19 protein-coding genes and 1 pseudogene are annotated in these 21,369 nt (G+C 62.2%); 13 read left to right on the top strand and 7 right to left on the bottom strand.

The window, feature by feature from the left end:
* Nucleotides 1-120: 120 nt before the first annotated feature.
* Both KUA11_RS08415 and KUA11_RS08410 read right to left on the bottom strand, forming a co-directional pair.
* Nucleotides 121-372, bottom strand: coding sequence for a GNAT family N-acetyltransferase (locus tag KUA11_RS08415; protein WP_217409862.1), 252 nt, complete (start codon nucleotides 370-372; stop codon nucleotides 121-123).
* Nucleotides 373-426: 54 nt separating this feature from the next.
* Nucleotides 427-1,884, bottom strand: coding sequence for a sodium:solute symporter (locus tag KUA11_RS08410; RefSeq protein WP_217409861.1), 1,458 nt, complete (start codon nucleotides 1,882-1,884; stop codon nucleotides 427-429).
* A 96-nt stretch (nucleotides 1,885-1,980) separates the two neighbouring features.
* Between KUA11_RS08410 and KUA11_RS08405 the strand changes: the two genes are divergently transcribed.
* The 5 genes from KUA11_RS08405 (at nucleotide 1,981) to KUA11_RS08385 (ending at nucleotide 7,759) form a co-directional block, all read left to right on the top strand.
* Nucleotides 1,981-2,322, top strand: a complete 342-nt coding sequence (locus KUA11_RS08405; RefSeq protein WP_217409860.1) for a hypothetical protein — start codon at nucleotides 1,981-1,983, stop codon at nucleotides 2,320-2,322.
* A 131-nt stretch (nucleotides 2,323-2,453) separates the two neighbouring features.
* Nucleotides 2,454-3,500 carry a glycosyltransferase family protein gene (locus tag KUA11_RS08400; protein WP_217409859.1) on the top strand — a complete coding sequence of 349 codons (1,047 nt, stop codon included), beginning with the start codon at nucleotides 2,454-2,456 and terminating at the stop codon, nucleotides 3,498-3,500.
* On the top strand, nucleotides 3,497-4,717 hold the full coding sequence (locus KUA11_RS17850) for an O-antigen ligase family protein (RefSeq protein ID WP_217409858.1): 1,221 nt from the start codon (nucleotides 3,497-3,499) through the stop codon (nucleotides 4,715-4,717). The genes KUA11_RS08400 and KUA11_RS17850 overlap by 4 nt, the downstream gene beginning before the upstream one ends.
* A 121-nt stretch (nucleotides 4,718-4,838) precedes the next feature.
* Nucleotides 4,839-6,791: an esterase/lipase family protein gene (locus tag KUA11_RS08390; protein WP_217409857.1), complete on the top strand. Its 1,953-nt coding sequence runs from the start codon at nucleotides 4,839-4,841 to the stop codon at nucleotides 6,789-6,791.
* On the top strand, nucleotides 6,788-7,759 hold the full coding sequence (locus KUA11_RS08385) for an Lnb N-terminal periplasmic domain-containing protein (protein ID WP_217409856.1): 972 nt from the start codon (nucleotides 6,788-6,790) through the stop codon (nucleotides 7,757-7,759). Before KUA11_RS08390 ends, KUA11_RS08385 begins: the two co-directional genes overlap by 4 nt.
* 9 nt (nucleotides 7,760-7,768) lie before the next feature.
* Here the strand turns inward: KUA11_RS08385 and KUA11_RS08380 are convergent, their stop codons facing one another.
* The gene (locus KUA11_RS08380) at nucleotides 7,769-8,833 is read right to left on the bottom strand and encodes a cellulase family glycosylhydrolase (RefSeq protein ID WP_217409855.1); all 1,065 of its coding nucleotides are present in this window, start codon (nucleotides 8,831-8,833) and stop codon (nucleotides 7,769-7,771) included.
* Between the two features lie 75 nt (nucleotides 8,834-8,908).
* On the opposite strand from KUA11_RS08380, the gene KUA11_RS08375 reads away from it, so the two are divergent.
* From KUA11_RS08375 to KUA11_RS08345, 7 genes are all read left to right on the top strand, one after another.
* Nucleotides 8,909-10,225: an Nramp family divalent metal transporter gene (locus tag KUA11_RS08375; RefSeq protein ID WP_217409854.1), complete on the top strand. Its 1,317-nt coding sequence runs from the start codon at nucleotides 8,909-8,911 to the stop codon at nucleotides 10,223-10,225.
* 172 nt (nucleotides 10,226-10,397) lie between these two features.
* A complete protein-coding gene (locus KUA11_RS08370; RefSeq protein ID WP_217409992.1) occupies nucleotides 10,398-11,603 on the top strand; it encodes an aspartate aminotransferase family protein in 1,206 nt (401 codons plus the stop codon).
* Nucleotides 11,600-12,607 (top strand): ornithine carbamoyltransferase, encoded by a 1,008-nt coding sequence (gene argF / locus KUA11_RS08365; protein ID WP_217409853.1) that lies wholly within the window; start codon nucleotides 11,600-11,602, stop codon nucleotides 12,605-12,607. Before KUA11_RS08370 ends, argF begins: the two co-directional genes overlap by 4 nt.
* A complete protein-coding gene (locus KUA11_RS08360; protein WP_217409852.1) occupies nucleotides 12,604-12,939 on the top strand; it encodes a hypothetical protein in 336 nt (111 codons plus the stop codon). The genes argF and KUA11_RS08360 overlap by 4 nt, the downstream gene beginning before the upstream one ends.
* A 47-nt stretch (nucleotides 12,940-12,986) precedes the next feature.
* Nucleotides 12,987-13,961, top strand: coding sequence for an Hsp33 family molecular chaperone HslO (hslO, locus tag KUA11_RS08355; protein WP_217409851.1), 975 nt, complete (start codon nucleotides 12,987-12,989; stop codon nucleotides 13,959-13,961).
* A gap of 46 nt (nucleotides 13,962-14,007) precedes the next feature.
* On the top strand, nucleotides 14,008-15,075 hold the full coding sequence (locus tag KUA11_RS08350) for a hypothetical protein (RefSeq protein WP_217409850.1): 1,068 nt from the start codon (nucleotides 14,008-14,010) through the stop codon (nucleotides 15,073-15,075).
* Between the two features lie 108 nt (nucleotides 15,076-15,183).
* On the top strand, nucleotides 15,184-16,125 hold the full coding sequence (locus KUA11_RS08345; RefSeq protein WP_254454780.1) for a hypothetical protein: 942 nt from the start codon (nucleotides 15,184-15,186) through the stop codon (nucleotides 16,123-16,125).
* Between the two features lie 18 nt (nucleotides 16,126-16,143).
* On the opposite strand, the gene KUA11_RS08340 is transcribed toward KUA11_RS08345, so the two are convergent.
* Both KUA11_RS08340 and KUA11_RS08335 read right to left on the bottom strand, forming a co-directional pair.
* The gene (locus KUA11_RS08340; RefSeq protein ID WP_217409849.1) at nucleotides 16,144-16,569 is read right to left on the bottom strand and encodes an ArsR/SmtB family transcription factor; all 426 of its coding nucleotides are present in this window, start codon (nucleotides 16,567-16,569) and stop codon (nucleotides 16,144-16,146) included.
* Nucleotides 16,566-17,213, bottom strand: coding sequence for a peroxiredoxin (locus KUA11_RS08335; RefSeq protein ID WP_217409848.1), 648 nt, complete (start codon nucleotides 17,211-17,213; stop codon nucleotides 16,566-16,568). The genes KUA11_RS08340 and KUA11_RS08335 overlap by 4 nt, the downstream gene beginning before the upstream one ends.
* Nucleotides 17,214-17,424: 211 nt before the next feature.
* Between KUA11_RS08335 and KUA11_RS08330 the strand changes: the two are divergent.
* Nucleotides 17,425-18,448, top strand: a pseudogene (locus tag KUA11_RS08330) (NAD(P)-dependent alcohol dehydrogenase).
* A 22-nt stretch (nucleotides 18,449-18,470) separates the two neighbouring features.
* Here KUA11_RS08330 and KUA11_RS08325 read toward each other — a convergent pair.
* Entirely contained in the window at nucleotides 18,471-19,568 is a 1,098-nt protein-coding gene (locus KUA11_RS08325; protein ID WP_217409847.1) for a purine nucleoside permease, read from the bottom strand.
* On the bottom strand, nucleotides 19,565-21,151 hold the full coding sequence (locus KUA11_RS08320; protein WP_254454779.1) for an adenosine deaminase family protein: 1,587 nt from the start codon (nucleotides 21,149-21,151) through the stop codon (nucleotides 19,565-19,567). Before KUA11_RS08320 ends, KUA11_RS08325 begins: the two co-directional genes overlap by 4 nt.
* Between the last annotated feature and the right edge of the window lie 218 nt (nucleotides 21,152-21,369).

Below are 21,369 nucleotides of genomic sequence, written 5' to 3'. Positions count from 1 at the left end.
TTTCAATAACGAAAATATTTCCTGACAGTTCCAGTCTTTTGTTTTCATCAGCACATGGAATTATACGCATTCGTGGATATCGGTCCCATCATAAGGAAACGGTATCAGACCGAGTTCAGATCACGCATTCCGCTTCAACCAAACCGTCGCGAACGAACATGTCGAATGCAACGGCGCACCCATCTCCCGCGTCCAGTCCCACGCAGCCCGCACCAACGCGGAACCAATGCCCCGCCCTCCGAGCGCATCGGGCACAATCGTGTGTGTGATCGTGATGGCGCCATCGGACCCACGTTCATAATCGAGCCGTGCCACCTGCCCGTCTTCCTCAGTTTCGAAACGCTGCGCCGCGCTGTCGTGCCGGATATCCATCGAACCTGTCTCCCGTGAAGATGCCATGTTCAACGCAGCAGGAGCGCTGAAAGATCACCTTGTCCTGCCAACGGGAAACCATCCGACAGCAAGGGTGATCGCCACGCCCAGCGGCACGAACCACGGAAAAGCCAGCGGCGCCCCATCGATCCGCACACCCAGCACAACCCAACTCATAACCGCCAGCGTGACCAGAAAAGCCACCATCGCACGGATTTCCGTCACACGAGGCCGCAACAGCCCCAGCAGGAACGCGCCCAGCAACGCGCCCCATGAATATCCGGCCACCTGAAACCCGAACACCAGCACGGATGTGGACGATGCCGAAAAGGCGCAGGCCACCGCAATGAGCGCGAGCGCCCAGAGCGCGGTCACCGCTCCGACCAGACTCCGGCTGGCCGGACGTGGTTGGCCCACGATGTCGGTAAAGGTCGAGGCGGTCATGGCGTTGAGAGCAGAGGCAAGCGACCCCATCGTGGCGCTGATGATCCCCGCCACGAGAAGCCCGGACAGACCGGGCGGCAGATCGTGAACGATAAACTGCGGAAAAAGCTCATCCGGCGATTTCAGGCCGTTCATCGCCTGTGTAAGCCCGCCTGCCCGTAGGCGCAGAAAGATGCCCACGAGAGACAGAAGCGCAAACAGGCCCGTCACCACCACGGCGCTTCCCACCATCGCGCGTTGCGCGTCGCGCAGGCTGCGGGCGGCAAGCGCACGCTGCACCATAAGCTGATCCGTACCGTGAGAGGCCATGGACAGAATGGCGCCTCCGATGAGGGCGGTCAGCGGCGCATACGGACTGGTGAGGGCCGAAGCATGCCAGTCAAAAGGCGAAAGCATCCCGGAAGAGAGCAGAGCGGCCAGATCCACAGCCGTCAGCTCATGAGCCAGAATCCCGCAGCACACAGCCGCGCCCATGGTATAGAGCAAAAATTGCGCGGCATCCGACCAGACCACGGCGCGCAGACCGCCAATGGCCGTATAGAGAGCCGTCAGTCCGGTCATCCCCAGCAGCACGGCCAAAGGGGGCACACCCATCCCACGCGCCGCCAGAAGAGCGCAGATAGGCAGGGTCGCGGCGAAAAGACGCACCGCCTCTGCCAACAGCCGCGTGAGAAGAAACGTAAGGGCCGCCAACCGCTGCATCCGGCGTCCGAAGCGCGTGCCGAGATATTGGTAGGCGCTGTCCAGATCCCCCCGCATATAGAGCGGCAACAGCACACGGGCGACCATCAGACGGCCCAGAAAATACCCCGCGCCCAGCCCCACGAACACCATTCCCCGAGCACACGCGATGCCCGGCACGCTGATGACTGTCAGCGTGGAGGTTTCCGTGGCCACGATGGACAGGCAGATGGCCCAGGCCGGCAGGCTTTTATGCGCATCCAGCACATCTTCTGCCGAACGCGGCCGGGTGCGCGACCACGGCGCTGCACCGGAAAGATGCAGCGAACCGGCCACAAGGGCGATGAGCCACAGCACGATGACGAGAGGATCGAGCCACACCGTCATGAAAGGGAAAGAAAAGCCGGATCGAAGGAGGGCACGGGCGTCTCGAATGGGAAAAGAAAAGAGAAATGTGCCTCATCGGCCGATGAAGTAAACCTCATGGCCTACGAAAGAGACGATTGCGCCCACCTCGCCAATCCGCTAGCGCGCAAAGGCATGAACCGGCTGCTGCGCTCCGACCCGCCCGATCTTCCCAAACGCCCGAAGCGGCGGGGTTGGAAACTTGGCGTTCTGGGCGCGCTGATCGTGGTGTACGCAGGCGGCATCGCGATCATCTCCCGGCCGGGAACCATCCGCATCCCTCTGGTGCCCGCGCGTATTTCCGTCAGCATCGTGCCTTGGAAGATGGATGTGCCGATCCGTCCCTTGCCGTCCCCCCATATGACCGAGCCGGTCGCGACCGTCATTCCCCCACCACGTCTGGTCATCGATCGCCACTGAGGCCAATACTTCCGAGCTGCACTGGATGCCCATGGCAATGCGGATACCGGACGCAGGGTGCACAGGCTGCGGGACTGTCCTAGTATCGATCGTTCTATTCGACCGCATTCAGGCAAGGCCGCGTTCTCCGCATGCACATTCCTCCCCTTACCATCGTCCATGTCGGGGCGTTCATGACGGGCCTGCGCGAAGGGCCGAAACATTCGGTCCAGATCAAGCTCACCAACGGCCTGATCCGACAGGGACATCTTGTGCTCAACTTCTCGGACCGGGACGTGGCGCGGGCCTCCTCCTTCTTCGGCAGCCGCAAGTTCGGACGCCGCGCGGTCAATCGTGCTCTGCTCGCGTTCTGCCGTCAGCACCGCCCCGACATCCTTCTGCTCGGTCATGCGGACATGATCGAACCCGCCACACTGGCCGAGGTGCAACAGGCCGTGCCCGGTGTGCGCATCGCCCAATGGAACGTGGACCCCCTGTTCGAGCCCGATAATGTCCGGCGCATACGCAGCAAGCTCGACGTTGTGGCCCACACCTTCATTTCCACAGCCGGACAGTCGCTGGAGAAGATGCGAGAGGGCGGCCACGCCATGAGCTTCCTGCCCAATCCGGTGGATCTTTCTGTGGAAACGGGGCGGGCCGATCACGCGCGCGACCTTGCGCATGACCTGTTCTACGCCTGCGGCAACCCGGCACGTCCTTTGCGTGAGATTTGCGGGCGTGAATGGAACATGGACGACTTCATCGCCGATCTCGCACGTCGCGCGCCCACGTTGCGCATGGCGCTGGCGGGCATCGGGGGGAGGCCGCATCTTCACGGCGCACGCTATCAGGATGTGCTGGAATCCTGCGCCATCGGTCTGAACATCTCGCGACGCGCCGATTATTATCTCTACACCTCCGACCGCATCGCCCATCTGGCCGGAAACGGTTGTGTCGTCGCGATCGAGCGCGCCACGGGCTATGCGGACTATTTCGGCGAAAACGCGATGCTGTTCTTCTCCTCTCTCGACGAACTGGTGGATAAGCTGAAACATCTGGTCGCTCACCCGGAGGAACGCATGCGGATGGGTGAAGCTGGGCGTGCACGATATGTAGAGCGCTTCAACGAACGCGCGGTGACGCAGTTCATGGTCGAGGTCATCATGGGCATCCGCGCGCCCGAGGACATGCCGTGGTGAGCGGCCCGCTGGCCTCGCCGCGTGAGATGGGGTGGTTATGGCGGGAACACCCCCGCGGCTTCCTGCACGAGTTCTTACTCATCGTGGTAGGGCTTGGCTTTCTCGTCTCGCCCGAACCGCTGTGGTCCGACATTTTCTATGCGGGCATCCTGCCGCTGTTTCTCTATGAAACCGCAAAGGGCAGAGGAGTGCCGCCACTTCACACATGGCCACCCGTCCTCGGTTTAGGCGTAGCCCTGATCGCATGGTTTTCTGTCGGCATCCTGATACATGCGACCAGCTGGCACGAAGCCGGGAGCGCGTGTTTCTGGCTGTGGAACATGCTCAACACCATCGTTTACGTGCTGGTGCTGACGGATGCGCTGATGACGCGGCCGGACTTCCGCGAACGGCTCATGCAGGTGTTAATCGTCGCCGCCACGCTCAATGCCGTCATCGCGTTCGCGCGTCTGCCATTTCACATGCAGAGGGAATGGGAAGGCAGTGTCCTACGCATGGAGGGCTGGGCGGAGACGAAACACCAGATCCTCGGTGCCACCATCATGGGCGCCGTTCTGCTGATGGCGCTGGCAGAGGCGCTCCGTACCGGCCAGCGTCGCTACTGGCTGGCGGGGCTGACGGTGCTTGCTTTCATCGTGCTGACCGGCAGCCGGGGACCGTTGCTGGCCGTCGGTGTGGCGAGCCTTGTGCTGTTCGGTCTGCTGCGCCCCAAAGTGTTGCTTGTTCCCGTGGCCGCATCGGTCGCCATGGCGGGACTGGCGTGGCTTTCGCCCACAAGCCTGCCCGCGCGCATGATCCGCGAACAATTAGGACGAGGAGATTCCCATCGTCTGCGCATCTGGCACGAAGCATGGGACGCCATCGGGCAGGCGTTTTGGGTGGGGCATGGCCCGAGCTACAAGCTGAGCGTGCCGGGAGAGAGTTTCCCACACAACCTGCTGCTCTCCACATGGCTCTATGCGGGCGTGATCGGCGTGGCCCTTCTGGGAGCCTATCTGGCCTGCGTGCTGGGCGATGTGCTCGCCCCCCGGAACCGGACGAGGCGGCCTCTAGGGCTGGCGCTGGTGGTCCATACGCTTCTCAGCGCGATGACGGATTTCGGGCAGGTCATCAAGGGGCCATCGCCGATGTGGTACATGTTCTGGCTGACGACGCTTGTGGCGGCCTGCCCCGTCGCACGGCTCCAGCCAGACAAAACTTTCCGATCAACGCCATAAGGATGACCTCGGTAAGAACGAACCGTGTCTTTCCGACACATCTGTTTTCCCACACCGAGGGTTGCCGCATCGTTTCGAGACAGTAATCTGCGGCCTTCCAGTAACCGGAGACCGACACTACATGCGCCAACGCGCGACATTACGACGGCAGCAGGGCCGCAAAGGCGCACTGATTGCCGCCGCGTTACTGGCGCTCTCCGCCTGCTCTCCTGTCTCCATCGAGAAACTCGGCCTTGTGGATGCTTACAGGCAGCGCAATATCAGCGCCCTGTGGAGCGAGACGCCCAGCAACTCGACGCGGATCGTGCTGCAACGCCAGAACCTTGAGACAACGTGGCGGCACGACCCCGATCGCGCCATCACTTCGCTGCGCACGATGACGCAGGCCGGGTTCTTTGCCCAGAACCTGTCCGATCAGTTGTTCGCTCTGGCGGAACTGTCGTGGCTGCGTGCGCGCCAGACGCACGACCGAACAATTTTCATGGCCGCGGCTCTCTACGCCTATGCCTATCTCGCCCCCGATGCGCCGGTGGATGACCGCCCCAGCCCCTATGACGCGCATTTCCGTCAGGCCTGCGATCTCTACATGTTTGCCCTTACGGAGGCGTTCGGCTCTCCCGTCAATGTCGGCCCCCAGCGCTGGCAGCTTCCCTTCGGCACGCTCGACCTTTCCGCCAATCCGACCGACCGGCAATGGCACGGACACGAACTGACGGATTTCCGCCCCACGGCACGGCTGAAGATCCACGGCCTGAACAACACCTACATCACGCCGGGTCTGGGGGAACCTCTTGCCGCGATCCCCAGGATGACCACGGGAGAGAGTGCGGCCTTCCAGATTACGGACCGCGAGCGTGTGCCGGTAAGCCTGTTTCTGGATCTTCCCTCCGCCCGTGAACAGATCCTCTCCGACACCCTGACCGGCCACCTGTTCCTGTCCGCCGAAGATGAGCAACAGGCGCATCCTGCGGGTGATGTTCATGTTCCGCTTCAGTACGACACGACCACGGCGCGCGCCATCAGCCTGAGTGAATCGGTGGACTGGTCTGCCGAATACAAGGGTTTTCTCGACGGGCAGTTCCTCGATCAGCACCATCGCCTGCGTCTTGCCGCCATCGAGCCGCATCGGATGGGACGTATGCCGGTCGTTCTGGTGCATGGCACGGCGTCCAGCCCCGGACGATGGGCGGACATGGTGAACGATCTTCTGTCCGACCCGGAAATCCGCCGTCATTACGAATTCTGGCTGTTCTCGTACGGCACGGGAAATCCGATCCCCTATTCCGCTCTGCAACTCAGGGAATCGATCAATGAGGCGGTGCAAAGCCTTGGCGGTCCGCAGGCCGATCCAGCGCTCGCCCATGTCACCCTCATCGGCCACAGTCAGGGTGGTCTTCTTTCCAAAATGCTTGTAATCGACGCAAAAGATCTTCTGTGGGATGGACTGCTCTCCACGCCGTTCGACAAGCTACGCCTCACGCCGGACGCACGCGATCTTCTGCACGAAGCCCTCTTCCCCGCGCCCATGCCGGTGGTGGACAATGTGGTCTTCATCTCCACCCCCCAGCACGGCAGCTACCTCGCTACACTGTCCGTCTCACGCGTTCTGGGACGGATGATGACATTTCCTTTGTCCGTCACGCATGTCATGCAGGAGCTTGTTTCCGACAATCAGGGACTGCGACTGGACATGAGCGCGTGGCGGGTGGGCAGCGTCTATGGCATGTCGCCCGAAAGCCGCTTTATCCGTGCGCTGGCCGCCATTCCCGTCTCGGAAAAAGTGGAGGCCCACTCCATCATTCCCGTTCTCGGGGACAGGCCCGGACCGGATGCCACCGACGGGGTGGTGGAATATGAAAGCGCCCATGTGCCGTATGTAAACTCGGAACTGGTGGTCAAGCACTCGGCCCATTCCACCCAGTCCAACCCGGTGACGATTGCCGAAGTGCGGCGTATTCTCTTCAATCGTATCCATCGTCTGACCGGCGATACGCCCCCGCCCGGCGACATGGAGCAACGCAATATCGCACGGATCGGCGGGCTGTATGTCCCCACGGAAAGACCTTCGGAATGAAACGGTTTTTCCGTATTCTTTGCGTCATCGCTGCCGTTCTCATGGTCGCCTTCTCGGCGGCGGCGTTCCATTACTCGACCATCCTGCCCATCTGGCTCTGCACAACGCTCTCGATTGCTTATCCCCTGTTACTGGCGGCCGCTTTTCTCCAGAAACGGCAGACCGTGCGGCGTGGCGCATCTTCCGTTCTTCTGCTGGGTTTCTGGGGATGGTATCTGACCGATCCCCCCCGCAATGACCGTGACTGGTCCGGGGAATATTCTCTTCCGGCCGATGCGGTTCTTAAGGGTCATATCGCGCATATTCAGCATATCCGGAATTTCGCATGGCATACGGAAAGCACCTGCACGCCCGCATGGTATGACGCGGATTACGATGTGGACACTCTCTCGGGAGTGGACCTCATCACATCCTACTGGGCGGGTGAAAGCATCGCCCATGTGTTTCTGTCCTTCGCCTTCAACACTGGACAGCATCTGGCCATTTCCATCGAAACCCGGAGGCAGAAGCGCTTTCCTTATTCCGCCATTGCCGGGTTCTTCCACCATTACGAACTGTTCTACGTCACGGCGGATGAGCGCGATCTGATTGGTGTGCGCACGGATTTCCGAAAAGAGCGTGTCTATCTCTACCACCTCGATCTCTCACCGGCGACGGAAAAGCGCCTGTTCCTGAGCTATCTGGCCGAGATCCATTCTCTCACTCACACGCCTCAGTGGTACAACACTCTGACGGACAACTGTACGACCGGAATTCTCACGCGCGCGCAGGCGCAATGGCGCTACCGCCTGGACTGGCGCGTTCTGCTCAGCGGATATACGGCGTCTCTGGCCTATGACATGGATTTTCTTGACCGCCACTACGATTTTCCGACTCTCAAGCGCATGAGTCGTATCCATCGCCCTGCAGGCGCCGTTCCGGATGCGGGCTATTCGCAGGAGATCCGCAAAGGGCTTCCCGACGAATAGCCCATCACCTTATTTCGGCAGACAGCCCAGCATGATCTGCACACGAGGATCGGTCGTATCCGCCGTGATGTAATTGGCGTTTTTCGCAAGCCACGCATCGTCACACCAGACGGTGGTGGCGATCATGCGCGAATCCGCCGCCAATGCCGTGAGCATGTTGGAGAATGCCGTGCGCGAGATGTCATCGTTCGGACATCCCGTCTCGCTCAGGACGATCCCAGAATAACACGACGGCAACTGGGAGGCGAACAGCCCGGCGAAACGCTCGACACCGATGGTCGCACTGGCGGCCGATGCGCCCGAGCCTGTATTGTACTGATCGAGATAACAGTGAACATCCAGCACACAAGGGCCTACGTCATCCACCACGGCGGAAGGCGGATTGGTCGCACTGAACTGCGAGACCGCCTGCCAATTGGTCCATGGCACAAGGATCGTGCCCTTGTAACCTGCGCCGCGCATGGCCGCGATGGCCTTGTTCCACAGCGGCTGATACGTCGCGTTGTCGTGCTGGGACGGCTCGTTCATCAGGCCGATGCCCACGCATGACGGGCTGGCATCGCCCATCCACGCCGCGACCTTTGTCGCCAGACGCGTCATGTAATCGAGATACTGCGCCTCTCCCGCTGTCGTGGTGATGTCCACAGTCGCACCACTGGTCTGGATGCTGCCGAAGCCATGCGGATCGAAGAACACAAAGCCTTTCGCATCCAGATAAGGCTGCGCCAACGCCGTGGAATAACCGAAATAGGTCGGGTCAAAGTCGGTTCCCATGCCGCCGGGCTGCATGCGGTAGAGATTGTGCGGGATACGCGCGGCTGTGCAGCCAAGCGCAATCCAACCTTCAGCACGCGATGCGTTGGGAACATTGTAATTGTAATAAGCGCGTGTCGAAAACGTGCTGCCGTCTTCAAGACCGCCAAGATTTACACCGATGAGAATCGTCGTTCTCCTGAAATGATAATGCAATGAGAAAATGACGCCTGCGGTGTTCAGGCGCGCGGCAATCCTAAATGTCCTTATCGGCCAGGAGTGGAAGACAACGATGGCCAGATCAGCATCTTCTGAAACCACTTTCCTTCCACCAAAAAGTATAGCACTGTGCATATTTATTGATCGCCCTATTGCACCCGAAGAAAGAGCCCGCCCGTGTCCGACACACCCGTCGTCCGCCGCTCCCTGCCCGAAGTCTTCGCCAGCATCCGTGTGCCCGGCCCGGACGCGCCATGGCTGAAGCGGTTCGCGGCCTTCGTGGGACCGGGCTACCTCGTCTCGGTGGGATATATGGATCCCGGCAACTGGGCGACCGATCTGCAGGGCGGAGCGCAGTTCGGCTACACGCTGCTGAGCGTCATCCTCCTGTCCAACCTGATGGCAATCCTGCTGCAGGCCCTGTCCGCCCGGCTGGGCATCGTCACGGGTCTCGATCTGGCGCAGGCCTGTCGGGCACGGTGTCCGAAAGCTCTCAACATGGTGCTGTGGATCACCTGCGAACTGGCTATCATCGCCTGTGACCTCGCAGAGGTGATCGGCACGGCGGTGGCGCTTCAGCTTCTCTTCGGCCTTCCTCTCGTGGCCGGCGCTCTCCTCTCGGCGCTGGACGCTTTTGTAGTGCTGCTTCTGATGGGGCGCGGGTTTCGTTATCTCGAAGCCTTCATCATCGGGCTTCTGGTCGTGATCGCGGTGTGCTTTGGCGCCCAGATCATAATGGCCGATCCTTCGGTCGCGGCGATCATGAAGGGATTTGTGCCGAAGCCCGCCATCGTGACCAATCCGACCATGCTCTACATCGCCATCGGGATCATTGGCGCCACCGTCATGCCTCATAATCTCTATCTGCATTCCTCCATCGTGCAGACGCGGGCGTTCGAGCGCACGTCCAACGGTTTGCGTGAGGCCATCCGGTTCAGCACGCTCGACAGCACCATCGCACTCACATTCGCGCTGTTCATCAACGCCGCCATCCTGATCGTGGCGGCCGCGGCCTTTCACACCACCGGCCATGCGGACGTGGCCGATATCGACGTCGCCTATCACCTGCTGTCGCCTGTGCTCGGGGCGAGCATCGCCTCCACCCTGTTCGCCGTGGCACTACTCGCAGCCGGCATGAACTCCACCATCACGGGCACACTGGCGGGTCAGATCGTGATGGAGGGCTTCCTCGATCTGCGTCTGCCGGACTGGATGCGGCGGCTGCTTACACGCAGTCTCGCCATCGTGCCGGTTGTGTTCGTCACACTGGTGTTAGGGGCAGACCATGTGAACGATCTTCTGGTGTTCAGTCAGGTCGTCCTGTCCATGCAGCTTCCCTTTGCCGTCATCCCGCTGATCTGGTTCACCACACGGCGTGACATGATGGGCAACTTCGCGATTTCACGTCCTCTCGCAGCGCTCGCCTGGATCGTGGCCACCGTCATTCTGGCGCTCAATTTCAAACTGCTCCACGACGCCATAATGGGGGGCTGAAAGACTGCTCTGCCTCCTGCGAAAGGCAGTCCACCGCGCTTTTCATCCCCGTGCCGTTTGACTTGGACACATGCCCGCGTTCATCATGGTAATGGACCGGACGCCCGCTTCCCTTCAGGAGCGGGCTATGTCTGTTTCAGCCCATTCATTCCAGCAGGAAGCACCGCTTTCCATGATCTCCGCCCTGATGCCGACCTACAACCGCGCCGACCTCGCTTTCGAGCGGGGCGAAGGCGCCTGGCTGTACACGACGGACGGACGACGATTTCTTGACTTCGCCTCAGGTATCGCCACCTGCTCGCTCGGTCACGCCAACCCGCATCTGGTAAAGGCCATCACCGAGCAGGCGGCGAAGGTCATTCACGTCTCCAACCTGTTTCGCGTGCCACAGGCCGAACGCCTTGCTGCGCGGCTGGTGGAAGCGACGTTCGCCGACAGCGTGTTTTTCTGCAATTCCGGCGCGGAAGCGAACGAAGGCATGGTGAAAGCCATGCGCCGCGCGCAGGCCAAGAGCGGCCACCCCGAGCGCACGCGCATTCTGTGCTTTGAGGGCGCGTTCCACGGCCGCACGCTGGGCATGCTTTCGGCCACCGGCAACCCGACCTATCTCGATGGTTTTGGCGAACGTGCGCCGGGCTTCGATCACGTGCCGCTCAACAATATGAACGCCGTGCGCGACGCCATCACACCCGAGACGGCGGGCGTGATGCTTGAACCCATTCAGGGCGAGAGCGGCATCAAGGCCGCGGACGTGCGCTTCCTCAAGGAACTGCGCACCATGTGCGACGAGTTCGGCTTGTTCCTCGGCTTTGACGAGGTGCAGACGGGTGTGGGCCGCACGGGCAAACTGTTCGCGCATGAATGGGCCGGTGTGGAACCCGATGTCATGTCCGCCGCCAAGGGGCTGGGTGGCGGTTTCCCCATCGGGGCCATCCTCGCCCGCGAAGCCGTGGCGAAACATCTGACACCCGGCACGCACGGCACCACCTTCGGCGGCAATCCGCTGGCCTGCGCTGCGGGCAATGCCGTACTCGACGTGCTGCTGGCACCGGGCTTTATGGAGCGCGTGCAGGAGCGCGCGGCCCTGCTCGACGAACGACTCGACACCCTGATTACGGAGTTTCCCGACATCTTCACCGAGCGGCGAGGGCTTGGTCTGCTGATCGGTCTGCGTTGCGTGCCCAAGGTGGGCGATGTGCTGAACGCCGTCCGCAACGCTGGCCTGCTGGCCGTGGCGGCGGGCGACAACGTGCTGCGGTTGGTGCCCCCTCTCATCATCTCGAAACAGGACTGTGAGGAAGGCGTATCCCGCCTCCGGCAGGCCGCTACTCATCTGCGCGCCGCATCTGGCGCCAAAACGCCGGAGATCACCTCGTGACCGCCTCAGCCGCTTCCACACTCACCGCTCCGGCACCCGTCGGGCAGAGCGCGATCCGCCATTTCCTCGACCTGCGCGATCTGGACCGGGCGACACTGCGGCAGATTCTCGACGTCGCTTCGGGCATCAAGAAGATGCAGCACGGACGCCGTCGGCCGATTCATCCGGCCCGTCCGCTGGAAGGCCGCGCACTGGGTATCCTGCTCTCCAAGCCTTCCACCCGCACGCGCGTCTCGTTCGAGGTCGGCATGCGCCAGCTCGGTGGCGACGCCGTGGTGCTGTCCTCGGCCGACACCCAGTTGGGTCGGGGCGAGTCCGTCAAGGACACGGCGCGCGTGCTGTCACGCTTCGTGGACGCCATCGTGCTGCGCACGGGCCGGACATCCGCACTGCACGAACTGGCGCGTTGGGCCAGCGTGCCGGTCATCAACGGTCTCACGCCTGCGTCCCATCCGGTCCAGATCATGGCCGACATCATGACGTTCGAAGAGCATCGCGGCCCGATCGCAGGACGCACGCTGGCATGGGTGGGCGACGGCAACAATGTCACTTCGTCCCTGATCGAGGCCGCTGCCCTTTTCGATTTCCGCCTGAACATCGCCACCCCCACGCAGCTTGCGCCCAATGCCGAGGTCGTGGCGTGGGCACGCGGGCAGGGCGCGGAACTGATGCTCACGCACGATCCGAAAGAGGCCGTGACCAACGCTGACTGCGTGCTGACCGATACATGGGTGAGCATGTCCGACGAGGCCGCCGCCGAACGTATCGCGCTGCTGGAACCTTACCGGGTAGACGCAGCCCTGATGAAACTCGCCGCGCGTGATGCCCTGTTCATGCACTGTCTCCCTGCCCATATCGGAGAGGAAGTGACGGAAGAGGTGTTCGAAGGCCCCCATTCCGTGGTGTTCGATGAGGCCGAAAACCGTCTGCACGCGCAGAAAGGTCTCCTCGTCTGGGCATTGGGCGGCAAGGATTGGACACGGTTCGGAAAGGAAGAGGCATGAGCGACATCCCGCAGGACGGCCCCGAAGGCGGCCCGATCCATATGACCTCCACGGAGGACGTGCCCGCCGCCCCCGGCTGGCTGGAACCCGAGGCCGACAAGGTGTTTGCAAAGCTGGGCCTGCCTGCCGACAAAACGCAGCGGTTCCGCGATTCCTATATCGACTGTCTGGCTGGCGCCCCACGCTCGGAAGATCTGGACAGCGCGCATGACAGCTGCCGGATGGGCTTGCTGTCAGCCATGAAGGCGGCCTTCACGCTCGATGCCACGCAGTGGCGTGCCTTCGAGAAGGATCTTGAAGCGCTGGAAGCGCGCCTGACGGCCGACCTCTAAAACGCTTCGTTTTCCCTATCCATATGCCCCCGTCAGGAGACCGAGCCATGGACGCACCAGCTTTTCTCGACCGCGACCGCCCAGCCGTTCCTGACGTGGTGGTGCCCGGCGGTGTGACGCCGTTTTATCTGGGAGGACGGCCCGTCCGCGGGCGACTGGTCCGCTTGGGGCGGCTGGCCGATGTGCTGCTGACCCGTCATGAGAACGCCACCGTCGTGTCCGCTCTTGGCGGCAAGGCGCTCGCGCTGGTGGCGGCATTGGCGAGCGCCCTGAAGTTTCAGGGCTCCTTCTCGCTCCAGATCAAGGGGGATGGGCCGGTTGGCATGCTGCTGGCCGACTGCACGGACACGGGGGGACTGCGCTTTTACGCCCGCACGGATGAGAAGGCGCTTGAAGCCTTGCTTGCCACCAACCCAGCCCCGACCGACCGTCTGCTGACCGGAGCGGGCTATCTTGCGCTGACGGTGGATCAGGGACCGGACACGGATCGGCACCAGGGCATCGTGGAAATCACGGGCGACACGCTCGCCGACATGGCCATGCACTACTTCGACACCAGCGAGCAGCACGCCTGCAAAATCATGCTGGCCGCCCGCAAGGGGCCGGAAGGCTGGCGGGCCGGAGCGCTGATTCTGGAGCGCATCGCTCATGGTGGCGGCGTGGAAGACGGCATTCAGGATGCCGAGACCCGCGACGCGCTCGATGAGCACGAGGAAGACTCCTGGCAGACAGCCTGCATGCTGGCCGCGACGCTCACCGAGGACGAACTGCTCGATGACACGCTGCCGCCTGCCACCCTGCTGCACCGTCTGTTCCATGAGGAATCCCTCCAGTTGGGGCAACCGCGTGCACTGGCTTATGGCTGTCGCTGCTCACGCGCGAAACTTTCGGATATCCTCGCGCGCTTTCCTCAGGACGATCTCGATCACATGGCCGAAGATGGGCAGATCACCATGAAATGCGAGTTCTGCAACCACGACTTCCATTTCGGCCGTGACGAGGTGGGAACCCGCCCGACATGACACTAAGCGCCTCTTTCCAGCCGGTGCCCTGACAGCGGACACGACCATGACCAACACCTCTCCTTCCCGGGATATTGCCCCGGCCGCACCGGATGAGAACTGCATTGCCGTGCGTATTGACGGCACGATGCGGCCGATCCGTATGCGCGGACAGCCGATCTATGAGTTTTACCCGGGGTGGCAGCCTTTCGCGCTGCATGTCAGCCTGCTGTCCACCCCGATCCTGCGGATGCGCAACGAGAGCGGGCAGGAGGCCTACTGGATACTGGACGGGAGTCTCGATTATCTCGCCAGTTGTCTGGATGATCTGCCAGATTCAGAGCGTGAAGGAATGGTGACGGCCATTGCGCCGTTTTTTCTTTCCCTGACACAGCAGACCCTGTCCGCCATCCGCCCGGTGGAACCCCAGAAAATGGACAGCGTGCGCAATCTGGGCCGTCAGTTGTGCGAGGAGCTTCTGCGGGAATGGCTTGAACGCTCGCCGCCGCCGGGCTGCCTTACGCCACCGATGCTGCCGCAAAACGGGATCACCTTCAGCGCCGATCGGCCACCGTTGCCCGCCGCGACGCTGGTGCAGCTTCTGGAAACCGCGAAGGGGCTGGCGAACCGGGCTATGCCCGTCATTCTCTCGCCCCATGGCAGCCTGGTGCTGCGGGGCTACCGCGTGCTCGACGATCCCGATCTCGTGCTCATGCGCTTTGCCGATCCCAATGCGGGCGATGTGTTCTATGCCGGACTGGTTCGCCCTGCCCCGGAACTCGACGACAGTCATGGCATTGCGGTGCTTTACTGCCCGCAGATGGATCTGATCCTCAGCGAGCGCCCGGCGGAACAGGCCGCGACCATTCCCTTCCGTCTGCTGGCCCGTTTCATCAGCGATCCGGATGCGATCGGGAAAGCCCCCGCAGATCCGGTCATGAAGTTCGGTCTGTCCGATGTCGCCGGGAAAGGGTTCACGCTGGGTGCGGCGTCATCCCTACCCACGTCCCTGCCGGAGTTTCCCGGACGGACTTCTACCGCGACGGGCGCGGACAGTTCCGAAGACATCCCTCCCGCAGAACTATCGGACGAGTTTTCCACCCATCACGGGCTGCCCCCTGCCGATGCTCCATGACCTGTGAGGACCGCGTGTTCCGTGCGTCATGACGAAGGCACGGAAATGTGGCATCACCGACAGGCAAGACAAAGCCCCTTCGAGGGGCGTGAGACACGGAGTGATGGGATGAAACGTGATCGCAACCGGGTCGTCGGCATGCTGATGCGCCTGCCGCGTCTGTCCTTTCTGGTGCTCTCTCTGGCCGCGGTCTCAGCACTTCCCGGCTGTTCGTCCGACACCACCGCCGTGACCTCGTTCCCGCCTTACCAGTACGACTATCTCTCCCAGCTTCAGTTGAACGTCGCCACCATGCGGGTTGTGAACGACGCAACGCCGGGTGCCGTGCCCGGCGATGAAGCCACTGATGCGCCCATTCCCCCCGCGCAGGCTCTGACGCAGATGGCGCAGGATCGGCTCATCGCCGCCGGACAGAGCGGTTCGGCCGTGTTCACCATCGACCGCGCCTCCATCCTGCATGACGCAGGCGGCACGTTGTCGGGACAGATGGACACGCATCTCGACATCACCTCCGCCACCGGACAGAAAGTCGGCGTCGTGGAAGCGCATGTAAAACGCGACATGAAGCCCGATCTCTCGAAGGGCGATGCGGACAGCCGCGCCAACCTGTATGAGCTGACGCGCCAGATGATGCAGGACATGAACGTGGAGCTGGAATACCAGATCCGCAACAATCTCAAGGACTGGCTGGTGGACGCGGGCGGACGCCCCACGCAGGACGCCATCCAGAGCCAGTCCCTTGATGGCACGACGCCAGCCAAACCGCAGGCCGCGGTCCCTCCTGCTGACACAGCCGCCGTCCCCGCAGCAGATGCAGCCCCGACAAGCCCGTCTTCCGCTGACACGGGAACCAAGACAACAGCACCAGCGTCCACCGCCGCAGCGCCTTCGACGACGTCCAGCACGCCCGCCACAAACGACGATGAACCGGACGCCATCTTCCCTGGTGGCGCGCCGTCTTCCGACACCAGCAGCGACACAAACGCGACATCCACACAAAAACGCTCACCCGCAACGGGCTATCTCAAGCTGCCCGGCACTTCCAACTGATCCGGAAATACTCGCTTTTCAGCGGGAACCACCGGGAGAGCGGCCAGTCACCTGTGCGAAACACGCTCCCCCGCCGACTGTCGTTCGTGGCGAGGGCTGTGGCTGAACGACAGGAGGGCTGGGGGTACGCGAAAGCGGCGGTCCCTCTGGTACGGGCATGTCCAACGCCCCCATGAGCAATCGCGCCTGCTTCAGCTCGTCCTCACTGGCAAAACTGTAATACATCGAACGGGAATCCCGCCGTGCCGTCAGAACGCCTGCGCGGCGCAACGTGCCGATCTGCTGGCTCAGGGTGGGCTGGGTCACGCCGGTCCGCGTTTCGATGTCACTGACGGCCAGTTCCCCCTCCAAGAGAGTGGAGAGAATGAGCAGACGCTGCGGCTGGGCGAAAAGCCGTAGTCGCTCACTCAGAGTCTTTGCTTCGTCCGCTGTCAGTGCGCTCATGAACGCGGCATCTTTGCGTATTGCAGGAACCACGCCGGACCGGCCTTGCTCACGGCGTCCTGCGTCAGATCACTCGCCACCACCACATCCGCCCCGGGCGTCCAGCCCTCGGGGGTCATCACACCTTCGCGGTCCACCACCTGCAAGGCCGTAACCAACCTCAGAAGTTCGGGCACCGAGCGGCCAACGGACGCCGGATACCAGTTGATGGCGCGAATGAACCCCTGCGGGTCGATCACGAACACACCACGCACCGTAGCGCTGCTATGGGCGTGCGCATCCAGCATCCCATAAGCACGGGCAATGGCCATGGACGGGTCTTCGATAATAGGAAAGGGAATATCCACGCCAAAGCAGGAGCGGATGGCTTCCACCCACGCAAGGTGGGAGGGCAGACTGTCGATGGACAGACCCACGAGCCGACAGTCCAACGCGGCAAACCGGTCAGCCGCTTTAGCGAACGCCATGAACTCACTGGTACAGACGGGTGTGAAATCCGCCGGATGCGAGAACAGCACCACCCATCCCCCGCGCAGGCCACTGAGGGACAACGCGCCCTGTGTGGTGCGTGCGGTAAAATCCGGAGCCGGATCACCGATCTTCAGGGTCATCGGTTCCACCGCAGGTGCGGTCGTGTCGTTCATGATCCGTTTTCCATCGAGATGGCCGTGTCCTCCGGCTGGCAGGGCGCAGACTGGCCCCGGTCAGAGCCTGCCCTTCCGTAACGCTCCCTGTGAGAAATCTCAACGACAGCTCTTTCCGAGCAATGTTTCTCACAACAGCGTTCGTTGACCCGCCCACCTCTCTGCCGGAGGATACGCGCCAGATTCTCCCTTAAAAGATAAGGAACGCCTCATGTTTTCCTGTGTCGGCTATGCCGCTTCCAGCGCGACCGCACCGCTTGCACCCTTCACCTTCGAACGCCGTGACTGCGGCCCGCTCGACGTAAAGATCGACATCACGCATTGCGGCGTCTGTCATTCCGATATTCACACCGTCCGCAGCGAATGGGGTGAGTCCTCCTATCCCTGCGTGCCCGGCCACGAGATCATCGGACGTGTCGCGGCGGTGGGAGATGACGTGACACGTTTTCGCGTCGGTGAACGGGTGGGTGTGGGGTGCATGGTCAACTCCTGCCGGGAGTGCCCCTCCTGTCAAAACGGACTGGAACAATACTGCGACGCGACGCCCACATGGACCTACAACAGTCCGGACCCCGCTTTTCCCACGACTGGCGCCCACACGTTCGGAGGCTATGCCCTTCACATCGTGGTCGATGAGCATTTCGTGCTGCGTGTGCCCGAAAACCTCGATCCGGCTGCCGCCGCCCCGCTGCTCTGCGCAGGGATCACGACGTGTCGGTGTGGTGGGGCTGGGCGGACTGGGGCATATGGCCGTCAAGTTCGCGGTCGCTCTCGGGGCGGAGGTGACATTGTTCACGACATCGCCCGGAAAGATCGAAGACGGAAAGCGACTGGGCGCGCACCGCGTTGTGATCTCGAAGGACGCGGCCGCCATGGCGTCGGAAGCCAATCGTTTCGACTTTATTCTCGATGCTGTCTCGGCCGATCACGACATTAACGCCTATCTCAGCCTGCTGCGTCAGGACGGGCATATGGTGCTGGTGGGTCTGCCGGAGAAGCCGATAGCCGTGGGAGCGTTCAGCCTTGTGGCCAAACGCCGCAGTCTGTCAGGTTCTGCCATCGGAGGGATTCAGGAAACGCAGGAGATGCTGGATTTCTGCGGAAAGCACGGCATCACCAGTGAGATCGAACTGATCCGCATCGATCAGATCAATGACGCCTACACACGCGTGCTGCGCTCGGATGTGAAATACCGCTTTGTCATCGACATGGCCTCGCTCCCTGAAAAACTCTGATCGCGAAAGAAAAACTCCGGCATCAAGGCCGCGCATGTTCCTGCGGCATGGTGTTGGCGTAGCGATCCCAGTGCCGCACCAGTTCGCGCACGACTACACTGCCCACACGGTACGTCGCCTCCACAGACGGTAGGAAACCGGCAAAACCGTTCTCCGTCTGTTCGTCGCGCAGAAGCTGTGCCGCCGCCCCACCCGGCGGCGGCATGTCGTAATTGCTGCCAGCGCGCAGCACCAGTGCGCGCCGAATGTCCACGCGGCCCGCTTTTGCCTGCGCTGAGAGCGCCTGCATGAACGCGACATCCTCTTCCGCCGTGGTCGCGAAAACACCTTGCCCCTGCGTCCAGTATCGCACCCAGCGCTCCGCCCAGGCGTTCATGCGCGCCCCCACCCAGAACGTCTCGGAGGACAGTGTATCACCACGCATCACGGCGGGTGGTTTCTGCGCTTTTTCAAACCCTGTGTAGCGCGCGCGATTTGCACGAAGTTTATCCGTATCGGGAAGTGAAATGTCGCGTGTCAGATTCCACGCCCAGCCCACCAGTCCCGGATCGAGCGTGTAGGCCATGTCGCCCCACTGCGAATGAAGCGGTGGGACCGGCGTGGGTTCAGGGACCGCTCCCTGAACGGGAGTGAAACCGTCCGGCCATGACGCGGGCATCTCACGCGCATCCACCATATGCGCCAGCCCGCCATTGACCACATGCGGTGCCCAGACCGCCGAACCGATGGAACCGAAATTCGGATCGATCCCGCCGATTCCGGCAAGAATGAAATAGGCACGACGCAGATCGAAGCGTGTATCCAGCGCCAGTCCCGTCATGGCGGACGCCATGTGCGACGGCCCCTCGCCCGTCACGATGCCAAGTACCTGCATGGTGGCATTGTAACGCAGCGTGCCATGATCGCTGCCCGGCGCCGGCAGAACGGTGGGCAGAGGCAGTCTCTCCACCCAATGCTGGAACTCGCCCGGCGTGTCGTCCGTATCCGCGCCCAGCTCGAATGTCGTGACCACAACCACGCGCACCGGAAGCGGTGCCTCTGCACCACGAGCGAGGGAAACCAGATGCACGAGGGGAAGCGCTGCGCCGAGCAGGGCAGCACGGGCCAATGTCCTGTTCATTGCGGCACCACCTCCCCCTTCATCACCGCCTCCTCGAAACGGGTAAGGTCCGCCTCCAGCTTCCATTGCAGACGCGCTTTCTCACTGCGGCTCAGGAGATCGTGGCAGGCCCCATCAGTGGGCGCGTCACCCGGTACACGGTCGATACAAGCATCCGCGATGGTGAAGGGGGACACAGACGCCCACAGGCTGTCACCGGGCACAAAGGCATGTTCAAGACCCATACGGGAAAGATCGCGAAGATCGGTGTACGACAGGCCATAGCGCGTGGTAGCGCGGATGTATTCGTCCGTGAGCGTGCTGCGCAGAACACCCTCGTCATCCGTGGACAGGGCCACGGGAACACCATGCGCACGGAAAACCGGGAAAGGATGGTCCGCGCCCTTCACACCGAGGATCTGCTCGTTGCTGGTCAGGTTGATTTCCACGAGCACGTTGCGTTTGGCCATCTCCGTGAGCAGACCATACGGGTCTGTCTCCTGCATGATGTCCACGCCATGTCCGATGCGGCGCGCGCCAGCCACTTCCACGGCCTGCCGGATGTGCGAGAGCAGACCTTCCGGCGGCACCAGTCCTCCAGACAGTTCTCCGGCATGCAAAGAAAGTTTCACATGAGGCCAGCGCTCGGACAACACATGGAACATGTCCATATGCAGCGCGTAATCCCGTATGGCGACGGGGTTGTCTTCCGGCCCCACAATGTTCAGCCCCACAAAACGGGTATCCGCCTGCGCCAGCGCATAACCGAAGGCCAACTGGGAGAACACCATACCCGGCGGCATGATCCGCACCGACTGCCACAGATACCGCACAGCCACCTGACACCCGGGCGATGCCTGCGGCGTCCCGCATTTCATCTTCTGGCGCGCGCCGTGCTCCATCCGGTCCGTTTCCTCACGCGCAAGTTTCACAAGATGAGACAGATGAGGCGTGATACGCCCCAGCGCCACCGTCATGCCGGCCTCGTCGCGTATGGTTGAAGATGCGCCCAACCGCGCCGCCTCCAGTAATTGCGGGGACACCATCAGTTCCACATAGGTCACATGATCCTGCCCCGCCTGCGTGAGGGCATCGGCCAGCATATCGGCATCCCGTCCCACCGTGGCGGGAAGGAACTTGTCGAAGGTGGCAAAGAAGTGATCGTGGAGCGAGCGATCGTCCGCGGTGGGCACAAAATCGCGTGTGGAGAGTGCATCGATGGTCCGCGCGGCCAGTTTTGGATCGGCCATGACCGCCTGCACCGGGTCTGCATCCCGCGCCGGATGGAAACCGAAGCGGCAGCGCGTCGCGGTGATGGCGCCGGTGTCCGGATTCACGCAGCGCTGGTCCTGATCGGCCCACTCCAGAAGATGCTCGGCCGGAATCGCGCCCACCAGATGGTTGTGCAGATCCGCGCCCTTGGGAAACGCGCGCAGAAAAACCGAGCGCGCGGCAGGGTCATGGCGGATGGCCTCGAAACGGCGCGAGACCGCCTCTCCGGTGCGATCCGGCGCGGTTTCCGGGGCCGCGTGGGCGACACCGGACAGGAGAAGAGCAGACAAAACGGAGAAAGTGTAAACGAAACGGAAGGTCATACCGTGCATGGTGTGCCCCTGATTGGGTGATGACAATGGCATCAGGTGGAACGAACGGCGCGGCCCTGCGCTTTCCCCTGACGCATGGTTGCCCGTCCTTGACGCCCTCTGATGCTGGAGTAGCAGAAGAAGGCGTGCATGCATTCGAGTTTCGTCGTCAGGAGTCAGGAAACGTGAGAGCCCGGTCCCCCTTCCGCCCCGCCCCGTCCGGCTCCGCCGGTCTTTCA

It is taken from the genome of Acetobacter estunensis, from assembly GCF_019083805.1.
Lineage (GTDB): Bacteria > Pseudomonadota > Alphaproteobacteria > Acetobacterales > Acetobacteraceae > Acetobacter > Acetobacter estunensis_A.
Note: the sequence above shows the minus strand (reverse complement) of the source record. Positions and strands in the feature narration are given on the sequence as shown.